This is a genomic window from Leucothrix arctica (assembly GCF_003172895.1).
Taxonomy (GTDB): domain Bacteria; phylum Pseudomonadota; class Gammaproteobacteria; order Thiotrichales; family Thiotrichaceae; genus Leucothrix; species Leucothrix arctica.
In genome coordinates, this window is record NZ_QGKL01000040.1 from 31,860 (window position 1) to 43,996 (window position 12,137).

Here is a 12,137-nt window from a genome sequence, read left to right on the forward strand (position 1 = left end):
ATTACAACACTAATTAACTTTTATCAATAATATTGCGCCGCTTATCAATACGGTGAATGTTGATGATATTTTGGTGATAGATAATCCAATTATTCTAGTTAACTCTGATAATTGTTGTTCTATGAGCCTACCTTTTCGTACTGCCCTTACTCTACGTAGTTGTTTAACACTGTTTTTTGTGTATCTACTAAGTCTAATAATTTTTCTTATACCTGCTGTTAGTAATGCAGATTGGCCTCAAGCTATTCAGGATAATGTTTCTGTTGTAGGTAACCAGTCTCTAGTTGTTTCAGTATTAGATAATGATGTCGGTGAAGGGCTTGAGCTAATCAGTGTTAATGAGGGTACCACACAAGGTGGTAGTGCTAGTATTAATGATGACAACCAGAGCATTACGTACCAAGCAGCTGCAGGATTTACGGGGACTGATTCCTTTTGGTATAACTTTCGAGATACTCAGGGTAGGGAAAATGCAACACAAGTTCTTGTTGAAGTTGCCTCAGATGGGCCCGTTAAGCCAGTAGAGTGGCCGGATGCCCAGTCTGATTCATCTGAGACTACATTGGATCAAGCAATTGACATAGAAGTGCTTTCTAATGATGTTGGTGTGAATTTGAAGATCATCCTTGTTAACACTTCAACTGTTAACGGTGGAGTGGCTTCAATCAGTACTGATGAACAAAGAATAAGATATATCCCGCCTACAGGTTTCATAGGTACAGACGAGTTTTGGTATAATTTCGAGGATCACTGGGGGCGTGTTAATGCAGCTAAAGTAACTGTTGAGGTTACTTCAGAAGAGTTAGTAAAACCTATTGAGTGGCCTGCTGCTAATGAAGACTTAATTGATGCTGTTATTGATACTACGACAATAGTTTCAGTACTAGAAAATGATATAGGTTCAGGGCTGATACTGACTAGTGTTAATACATCTACGGTTAAAAATGGAAGCGCCTCACTTAGTGAAGATAAGCTAAAAATTGTTTATATTCCTCCCCAGAGTTATATTGGTGATGACGAGTTTTGGTATGTCTTTAGCGATTCATGGGGACGTACTAATGCAGCTAAAGTGGTCATCACGGTCAAGCCTGATTATTCAGCTTGGCCAAGTGCTGTAGCTGATTATGTTGAAACTAATAAAAATAACTCTCTCCTCATTCCTGTATTAGACAACGATGTTGGTGAAGAACTTCAATTAGTAACGGTAAACACATTTACGACTGGTTCTGGTCAAGCAAAAATAGAAGAAGCAGGTATTAGCTATACACCAGCTATTGATTTCATTGGTACTGATTCATTTTGGTATAGCTTCGAGGATGCTCAAGGACGAAAAAATAGTACACAGGTTTTTGTGACAGTCTTAGATGTCACTGATACTGATGAAGATGGTATTTCAAATTCAGTAGATACTGACGATGATAATGATGGTGTACCCGATATAGCTGATGCATTCCCATTGAATGCAGATGAAACAATAGATACAGACAATGATGGAATTGGTAACAATGCTGATACCGATGATGATCAAGATGGTGTGCTTGATACAGCAGATGCTTTTCCTTTGGATGAAACTGAGTCGGTTGATACTGATAACGATGGCATGGGTAATAATGCCGATAATGATGATGATGGAGATGGATTTTTAGATCAAGTGGAGCTAACTGCAGGAACAGATCCCCTTAACCCAAGTAGCCGACCAGTTAGTAATGAACCTATCAGAAGCTCTATTATTCCCCAAACAGGAGAAACAACCGTATTCCAAGAGTTTGATGATGGCTCTATTCGTGCTGGTGTAGAAAGAAGTTATACCCGTAATGATAATAGCGAAACAGTTCTAGATAATATTACCGGATTAATCTGGCAGGATAATGAGGATGTAAAAGAGCTAGAGTTAAGTTGGGATGATGCTTCTTCATATTGCCAAAACTTAACATTAGCTAATATCTCTGACTGGAGGTTACCCGAAAAGTACGAATTGCTTTATTTGGTTGATCACTCTCGTGATGCTCGTGATGCTCGAGATCAATTGCTCGATGATGAATTCATGAATATGTATCGTGATGACGGCTATTCGACTCCCGCTTATTATCACTGGACAAATGACGTTAGCACTTACTCGGGTACTCGTTATGCTTTAGAAGTTGGTTTCCTTACAGGAGTGCTTGTCCAAACTCGTGTTGCTACTACTAATCATACTCGTTGTGTAAGTGGTAATACTACCTATGCCCCAAATATTAGACATTTTAGCGATGACTTAGCCGTAGATGTGAATAGTAAGTTAATGTGGCAGGATGATATAACGGTTGTTGACAATAAAGTTAGCTGGTCAGATGCAATCACTTACTGTGAAAATCTAGAGTTAGGGGGAGTAAATGATTGGCGTTTGCCGAATGTAAATGAAGGGCATAGCATCATCGGTGGGTCTGCTTATTCTCTATTTTCTAATAGGCATAGCTATACCAACTTTAGTAACAAACCTTATTGGTGGACTTCAAATGAGCATCGATCGAGAAGTGGCGAGGCTTTAGTTTTTTATTCTGTAACAGGAAGTTATAAGCAGTTTTATGACTATAAAATTCGTACCAATTATGTACGTTGTGTTCGTGACTATAAGGAACCAGTCATTATATGGGAAGGTGATTCAACCATTACACAAGGAGAATCAATTACTCTTGATGGCTCAGCTAGCTATGATCAAGATGGTACGATTGTAAGCTACAGATGGTTCAATAGAACACTATTTGAAACTATTTCTACTGAGCAAACAGCGACAGTAAATAATTTACCGGCAGGTGAGCATGAAATTTACTTCGAAGTTACGGATAATCATGGCTTATCTAATGCAACTGTATTCATATTAACTGTACTAACAGATCAGAGACTCAATACCTCCCCCATAGCAGATGTAGGCTCCGATCAAACAGTTTTTATTGGTAATGCAATCACGTTTAATGCAGGTAACAGTTCTGACAGTGATGGAAGTATAACTTCTTATGAGTGGAAAGAAGGAGGCACAGTCCTAAGCAACAGTATTAGTTTTACAAAAAATGATCTTTCTGTTGGAACCCACGAAATTTATTTGACGGTTACCGATAATGAAGGTGCTACTAGTACTGATAGTTTGACCGTTACTGTTGTGCCTATTCTCAATGAGCCACCAGTTGCGGATGCAGGTTCTGACCAAGTAATTATTTATGGGACTTCAGTTACTTTAGATGCTAGTAATAGCTTAGATCCAGATGGCAGCATCGTATCTTATGAGTGGAAAGATGGTGGAGCCTTACTTAGCTCTGATGTTAGTTTCACTACAGATGAGCTCAGTGAAGGTTTGCATGAAATTCAATTAACGGTAACTGATAATAATGGTGCAACTAATACAGACAGCATAAATATTACTGTTAACACCCAGCCTATAGAATATGAATTGCAAGTATGTCCGGTTAACCAGGTAATAGATGATTCTGCATTTGTTGATAGGTACCCAGATGAAAATATTGCTTGGATTGGGGCTAACTATTCTGATGTATTGGAGATAAAAAAAGCATTTAATAATGCACGTTTAGTGGATAACTCGGTATTCCAGTATTTGGAGATGCCATCTCAAGCAGTTTGGGATGGAATGTCACTCCAAGAGAAAGGCCTTTATTTGATCAATAGTGAGAGAACTGCTAGAGGCCTTAAACCTTATGAAGGAGTGAGTCAAAATATAGTTGATGTCGCCACACAATATTCTGATTACATTAGAGAAAACAATCAGGTTATAGGCCACTACAATGATGGTAATAGCCCTGTTCAAAGGTTACGCCAAGATAGTGCAATAGAAGCTAATGGGAGTTTTCAGGGGTGGGAGAATGTTTATTCCGTATATGGCGCATCAGGTTTACCTGTAGCAACAGAGGAAGTAGTAAGAGCTATTTATTATTGGACCTATATAGATAAGTATCCATTGTCGGGTCCTTCTTGGGGGCATCGTAGTCTTATTCTTCAGAAGGGATTGGATGATGATAGCGGTAGTTTTGGTCAGGAGGGACTAATCGGTTTGGGAGTATCTATTGGAGCATATGATCCTTCAAACCTTAACCCTAGTTATACAGGTGCAGTTGTTACTCTAAACTTGTTTGACCCACTATCTGGTTGGGATCATAGTGGTACAATCACTGTAAATGTAGATGGCGCACAGCTTTGTAATGATTACGCAGCTTTAGAGATTGACGAGTCGCAAGTTTCTCTTGATGGTTTAGTTTCTCTAGAAATAGCTTCAGCTGACATTTATCTAACACCAAATTCAAGTGAGCAAGTTCAGGTGATGGCTGTTCTTGAAGATGGATCGCGTTTAGATGTCAGCCATGTGGCTGAGTTAACACCAGATTTTCGTTCCGTCATTAGTATTGAAGCGGGAAATATTGTTGCGCTGAGATATGGCAGTGTATACGTTTCAGCTAAAGTTAATAACGTAGTTTCCAATAGAGTCTTGGTTGTAGTTAAAGATAAAGGAGATACAACCAACCTGACAGGTACATATGCTGAAAGCTATCAGGACTATATACCAAGTAATGCCAGTATAAGTCATTATGACCCCAAAGCATTTAGTCTATTGACAGGGTTTGTTAAAGACAGAAATGGTCTTCCTTTAAGTGACGTTAATATGTCAGTTTTAAATGCCCCAGAGTATGGAAGCATAAAAACGGATGATGATGGTAAATTTGTTCTCACTGTAGAAGCAGGCAGCAGACAATTGGTCTATCAAAAGTCAGGCTATTTAACAGTTCATCGTAAACAGAATGCAGCGAGTAATAATTGGGCTGTGTTAGATGACGTAATTTTGCTTGAGGTGGACTCAAAACAAACCCAAATTGACTTGAGTGAAAACACACCACAAACCCATGTGTCAACATTAGTGACGGATGAGTTTGGATCACGCGCTACAACGCTAGTATTTAATGGTATTAGCTCTGCAACAGTAAAGTCTACTGATGGAACGAACCGTGTACTCACTGACTTTTTTGTTCGTGCGACCGAATATGAATTACCACAGTCTATGCCAGCAGATTTACCGGCAGAATCTGCTTTTACCTATTGCTCAGAGCTACAGATTCCAGGGGTAAGAGATGATGAAGTTGTAACATTCGATCAACCTGTTGTGATGTATGTAGATAACTTCCTAAACTTTAATGTTGGTGAAATAGTTCCTATCGGTTATTACGACAGAAATGACGGTGAGTGGAAAGCATCCGACAATGGTGTTGTTGTTAAGTTATTGGATACGAGCGGCAATGGACTAGTAGATGGTTTAGACCTCAATGATGATGGTATTGCCGATGACTTAAATGGCAATGGTGAAACTGCCGATGAAGTTGTTGGCATTGACAACTATCAAGTTGGAAAAACCTATTGGCGTGGAAGCTTTGACCACTTTACTCCATGGGATTTTAACTGGCCATACCTTCCGCCAACGGATGCAGTTGCTCCGAGTGAAGTGAAAGCTGAGTCTAGTAAAGAAGACAAAGAAGATATGGAGTGCGTAGCAACTAATTCGTACGTCAAACCTTATCCTCAAGCATTTCATGAAGATATTCCAGTCACTGGTACTGGGCTGACACTTCATTACTCTAGTCAAAGGACAGCAGGCTATGAGCATAAAATTAATTTCCAAATGAGTGGAGACTCCATACCTAGTTCAATGACACAAATGATTGCTAGGTTAGAAATTGGTGGTAATGTATATGAAGAAACTTTCGCGCCAGAGGCAAATAAAAAAGTAGAATTTATTTGGGATGGTAAAGATCCATCAGGACAGCGTGTAGAGGGTGCTGTAAGAGGAACGCTGAATATTGGTTACAAATATCAAGCGGAATACAGCAGTGCAGGCGCAATAACGACCTCTGCTGAATTGAGTAGTTTTGAGACCGCTTGGGCTCAGTTAGGTTCTAATACAACGGGTATTACAGGGCGTGATGATTTCATTAGTTGGAAGAGCAGCTTTATAGATGTTCAAAACACTTATGACAACCAGCTTGCAGAAGGTTGGTCTCTTTCTAACCATCATACATCTAGCACCATAGGCTCTATTTATAAAGGCGATGGTGAAATTATTGATGGAGATAAAGCATCTTTAGTGCTTAAGACTGGTATTACAGAAAGCCAGCATACCGGAGATGACGGTTTCTATCAGAAGGGCGGGAGTAATATTGATTACTTCATTAACTCTAATGGAGTCTTAGAAGATAGGGTAACGGGATTACAGTGGCAATATTCATTCCCAAGAGAATCGTTTAGAAGTCAATTGCTCGCGAGTGATTATTGTTCGGTTATCTCGAGAGATACAGGCCAGGCAGGCTGGAGGCTACCCACTTATAAAGAGCTTGTGTATACGGTTGATAAGTCCGGTGGGGATCATGATTTTCCTATCTTCCAATTTGAAGCCCTAAATTACTGGAGTGACATAACGTTTAACACTAATCAGGCTTTAATTCCCCTCATTTGTGTTAATGGAGACCGTATTGATACGAGCTATATTGCTGACTTATCTAGAAACGATATTGATGAAGTGGTCGTTGATGGTCAAAATGGATTAATGTGGCAGGATGATATTTCAACGACGACACATACTTCCGATTGGGTAAGTAGTATTGAATACTGTGAGGGGTTAGAGCATGCTGACTATTCAGATTGGCGTTTACCTAATATTAACGAACTGACGTATGTGCTTCCAAATACTGTTTTTGTTAATCAGACAGAAATACCAGATGAACCTTGGAACCCAACAGTAAGTTTCAGAAATCCTTATTGGACTTCAACCCCTAATTACCAAAACAGTGATCAAGCATGGGCAATGGAGAGCTCTAGCCCCTCAAGCTATCGTTTCAGCAAAAGTGATCAAAACTATGTGCGCTGCGTAAGAGATAACTTACAGTCAGTTCGGAGTCCTTATCGCTTTGATGAGAACCGAAAGCATATTAAGACGGTTGATCTCGATACTGGCGTGACGTTGACAACGTTTGCTTACGATGAAAATGGCCGTTTAAGTACAATGACGGACCGTTTTGGTGACACAGTAACGATCAACCGTGACTTCACAACAGGCCAAGTGACGTCTATTACCTCTCATGATGGCTATGTGACTGAGCTGTCCATTGGTTATGATAATAATAATCTGACTCAGGTAAGTTACCCTGATGGAACTTATTATCAGTTCATCTATGATGAAAAGTCGTTGATGACAGATGAAATTAAGCCTAATGGGTATACCTTCCTCCATCAATTTGACGAAAATGGACGTGCTGTACAAACCAGTGACCCAGAAGGAGGTGTTTGGGATTTCTTTAGTAATAGATTACTTGATGGCAGTGTTCAATATGGCTATTCAACATCGGAGTCAAATACTTATCAAACAGTACGTACCATCCTTGATAACTATGATGTTCAAAAAGTAACAACGGATACCACTGGCACTGAGTTCATTAATGTGAAGCAAGCGGATGATTTAAAAGAGTCATCGCAAAGCTGCTCTATAGAAACTGTTGTTGATAGTGTGATTGACAGTAAGACGAAAGAAGAAATTCCAAGTCAAATCACGATTACTTTACCTAGTGGTTTAGAGCACATAACCGAAGTTACAAAGACCTATGCTGAAAATGGTGCTGACACAAGTAAGCAAACCATTACCATGAGCATAAACGGTAAAGTGGGTACAGTTCATAGTGATTCTAAAACAGGTATTTCAACAGTCACTTCCGCTGAAGGTCGCACCTTTACCTCTTATGCCGATCGAGAAACACTGTTGTTACAGTCGACACAAACGCCAGAGTTGCTAGATACGGCTTACACGTATGATAGCCGTGGTCGAGTAACCACCGTGACGACAGGCGATCGTACAACCACGTATTATTATGATGATGCAGTGAGTAAAGGCAAAGTCACCTCGATTATTGCGGCAGATGGTCTCTCGACTGATTATGAATACGACTCAATGGGCCGTGTGAGTAAAGTTACTTATCCTGATGGTCATAGCACGCAAAATAGCTATGATAGCCAAGGTAATCTGAAAACCTTAGTCATCCCAACACCTGCGACACACAGCTTTGCACATAATAGTAATGACAATGTCACGAGTGAAACCACTCCGCTTAACGAACAGACAGAGTACAGCTATGATCGTGATCGGAGACTGACGCAAATCAGACTGCCTTCGGGTGACTTGATTAGTAATACCTATAGCGGAGGCTTGTTAACGCGAACAGCAACCCCTGAAGGTAATATTGATTACACCTATGAGTGTGGTGCCAAGGTTGGTTCGGTGACTGAAGGTAGTGAGAGTGCTTCATACAGTTACGACGGCAACTTAGTGACCGACATCAGTTACAGTGGTGTCTTAGATGAAGTCATCTCGCAAAGCTACAATAACGATTTTAGAGTCACGGCGTTGAACTATGCGGGTAACGCATCTACCTTTGCCTACGATGATGATGGTTTGATTATTGAAGTGAATGGTTATTCCATTTTCCGCAATCTTCAGAATGGTTTACCAGAAGCGCTAAACAATGGTGTATTCAGCCAGAATCGAAGTTATAACGGTTATGGTGAAACAGAAAACGTCAGTACCACCGTGAATGATGAAGCGGTTTATGACTACACCTTAAGTTATAACGACATTGGCCAAATCACGGCCAAACAAGAAGTACTGGACAATGGCAATGTCAATGAGTATGACTACACTTATGACAATAAGCGTCAGCTCGTTAATGTTGCTCTGAATGGTATGGCGGTTGAGCAGTATAGTTACGATGCGAATGGAAACCGCACCACACACAGCAGCACGCAACGCGGTATTTCAAACCAAGGGTCTGTTTATAACGTAGGAGATCAGTTGCAAAGTAGTGGTGATACAAGCTATGAATACGATGCAGATGGTCAGCTCAGTAAAAAGATAAACACGAACGGCACCACAAGCTATCAGTACAGTTCGCAGGGTCGATTACTACAGGTAGAAACCCCCAGCCAAATGATTAGCTATTTGCATAACGCGTTCGGTAATCGTGTGGCGAAGCGAGTGGATGGCGTCATCACTGAAAAGTACCTATGGTTGAATAAAACCCTGCTGCTAGCCACTTACGATGGCAGTGATAATCTGAAGCAGCGTTTTGAATACGCGGACGGTCATGTACCCAGCAGTTTTGTTCAGGACAACCAGACTTACTATATCGTCACCGACCACTTAGGTACGCCACGCGCTATCACTGATAGTACAGGTGTGGTGGTTAAGCGTATGACATACGATAGTTTTGGTAATGTGTTATCTGATACTAACCCAACACTGACTATTCCATTTGGCTTTGCAGGTGGTCTTCAAGATGTTGATACGGGATTCGTTCGTTTTGGTTATCGAGACTATGATCCAGAGACTGGACGTTGGACTGCAAGAGATCCGATTGGTTTTGCGGGTGGTGATAGTAATCTTTATGGCTATGTACTGAATGATCCGATTAACTTTGTGGATCAGGATGGTTTATTGCCTAGTCTTCCGCAAGGTCTAGTTGATTTTGCGGCTGGTTTTGGTGATGCAGTTTCATTTGGTGTCACTGACTGGGTTCGAGATAAGATTGACGTTAACTCTTCAGTTGATAAGTGCTCTGGTTCTTATGGTGCTGGTGCAATCACTGGCGCCCTTGCCAGTATCCCTAGGGGAGGCGGGTTAAAGTTAGCGGCAAGACGGTCATGCAGTTTCGATGGAGAAACGGAAGTACTGACCATTGATGGCTATAAGAAAATCAAAGATATTACTGAAGAAGATATCGTTCTTAGTCGAAATGAAGTGACAGGCGAACATAGTTTTGAATCTGTACTAGCACAATACAGCAATGACTATGAAGAGACTGTTTATATTACCATTAAGGATATTGAGTCAGAACAGGTACAAGTGATTACCTCGAATAAGATTCATCCGTTCTTTGTTAAATTGTCATCAGAGCGAGGAGAAGTTCCAGCATCATCTGAAGGCCATGATTATCAAGGAATTATTGAACATGGTCATTGGGTTGATGCGAGTGATTTAAAAGCAGGGTACTTATTATTAAATGATGATAAAACCTTTGCCGAAGTCGTTAGTGTTAGGATTGAAGGCGAAGCACTTGAAGCGTATAACTTAACGGTTGATCAAACGGCGACTTTCTTTATTCGGGGAGCAGGTAAAGGTGGGGCGGTTTGGGTTCATAATTGTCCTATCAGACCACCTGCAAAAAGATTGGGTGATGTTTTTGGAGTAGGACCAGAGGGTGCTAAAGATGCTCTTAATAAGCTAGAAAGAGGGGAACTAAATATTCCTTCAGATCTAACCAAAGCAGACTTATTAGCCTATAGAGAGTTAGCTATTAACGCAATTTCTAAACAAAGAGAAAGGGCTTCCAAGGAGCCATCACGAAAACGCTATGAGCAGTCAGCAAAAACAGACTCTGTTCAGGGGTATAGATTGAAAATAATAAACCACTTACTAATAAAATCAGGATTAAAATAGAGATGATTTTTGTCACTTTTAACCCATTAGAAATTCATCAGATTGAAGGTGTTCCTAATGTTAAAATAGAAATAGCTGGTGATATATTTATTGATGTTAATCAAAAATCTATTGATGCTTGCAAGTTTGATGGTTTTTTGGGGTTTTATGATTGGTTGATAAATAGCAGTGATGATGTCATCGGAGTATACTTAATGCTAGCTGATCATTCGAAAAACATTCTTTCTTATATTTCCGGTTTTGAAAACATTTCCATCGAAGCTGATGGGTCGGGCGTGTTTATTTTCTTCTCTGAAAATAAGGATTTTGATGAAAGTAGATCTAATTCTGAGAGTTTTGGTTGTAATAGATTGTATACGACTGAAAGTGGTCAAATAGCAATGTCATTTGAGTTACCTGAAGTAGGAAGAGTTGTTGGTTATAAATAATTCGAAACACTATTTTCAATTAAACAGAAGAGATAAGCTCGGGTTTTTTGTTTGATGGCACTGAGTTCGTTAATGTTAAGTAAGCGGATGAGTTAAAAGAATCAACTCAAAGTTGCTTGGTGGAAATCGTGATTAATAGTAAGACAAAAGAAGAGATTCCAAGTCAGATCATCATAATTTTGCCGAGTGGTTTAGAGCACATCACCTAAGTCACAAAGACCTATGGTGCCGACACAAGTCAGCAAACCATTACTATGAGTACAAACGGTAAAGAGGCTCGGTGCATAGTGATGCTAAAACAGGTGTTGCAACAGTCACTTTCGCTGAAGGGCGCACATTTACCGCGTATACCGACCCAGTGCGTGTTCGCTACATGGGAAAAAAGGGGCTACTGACAGACCAACTAAAGCAGTTGGGTCAATTGCCTCCAGAAGAGCGTCGTGAAGCAGGACAATAAAGCTATTCCAACACCTGCGGCACATAGCTTTGATCGTGATCGCAGATTGACGCAAATCAGACTGCCTTCGGGTGACTTGATTAGTAATACCTATAGCGGAGGCTTGTTAACGCGAACAGCAACCTATAGTGGTCAAGTGAAATTGGCCATAATGTCTCTCTGCAGTATTGGATGATGGCAATTTCAATGAGTATGACTACACTTATGACGATAAGCGTCAGCTCGTTAATGTTGCTTTGAACGGTACGACGGTTGAGCAGTATAGTTACGATGCGAATGGAAACCGCACCACACACAGCAGCACGCAACGCGGTATTTCAAACCAAGGGTCTGTTTATAACGTAGGGGATCAGCTACAAGGTAGCGGTGATACCAGTTATGAATACGATGCAGATAGTCAGCTAAGTAAAAAGATAAACACGAACGGCACGACAAGCTATCAGTACAGTTCACAGGGTCGATTACTAGAGGTAGAAACACCCAGCCAAATGATTAGCTATTTGCATAATGCTTTTGGCAATCGTGTGGCGAAGCGAGTGGATGGCGTTATCACCGAAAAGTACCTATGGCTGAATAAAACCCTGCTGCTAGCCACTTACGATGGCAGTGATAATCTGAAGCAACGTTTTGAATACGCGGACGGTCATGTACCCAGCAGTTTTGTTCAGGACAACCAGACTTACTATATCGTTACCGACCACTTAGGTACGCCTCGCGCTATCACTAATAGTACAGGTGTGGT

At 40.6% G+C, this 12,137-nt stretch carries 4 protein-coding genes; all 4 read left to right on the forward strand.

Features of this window, described 5'->3' with window-relative positions:
- The first annotated feature begins 121 nt into the window (after nucleotides 1-121).
- Nucleotides 122-10,510, forward strand: a complete 10,389-nt coding sequence (locus tag DKT75_RS16190) for an Lcl domain-containing protein (protein ID WP_109824662.1) — start codon at nucleotides 122-124, stop codon at nucleotides 10,508-10,510.
- Nucleotides 10,511-10,512: 2 nt separating this feature from the next.
- Nucleotides 10,513-10,938 carry a hypothetical protein gene (locus DKT75_RS16195; RefSeq protein WP_109824664.1) on the forward strand — a complete coding sequence of 142 codons (426 nt, stop codon included), beginning with the start codon at nucleotides 10,513-10,515 and terminating at the stop codon, nucleotides 10,936-10,938.
- 280 nt (nucleotides 10,939-11,218) lie between these two features.
- Nucleotides 11,219-11,395, forward strand: coding sequence for a hypothetical protein (locus DKT75_RS22320; RefSeq protein ID WP_245923247.1), 177 nt, complete (start codon nucleotides 11,219-11,221; stop codon nucleotides 11,393-11,395).
- Nucleotides 11,396-11,562: 167 nt separating this feature from the next.
- A partial coding sequence (locus DKT75_RS16210) for a hypothetical protein (RefSeq protein WP_425451398.1) occupies nucleotides 11,563-12,137 on the forward strand: 575 nt, incomplete at its 3' end.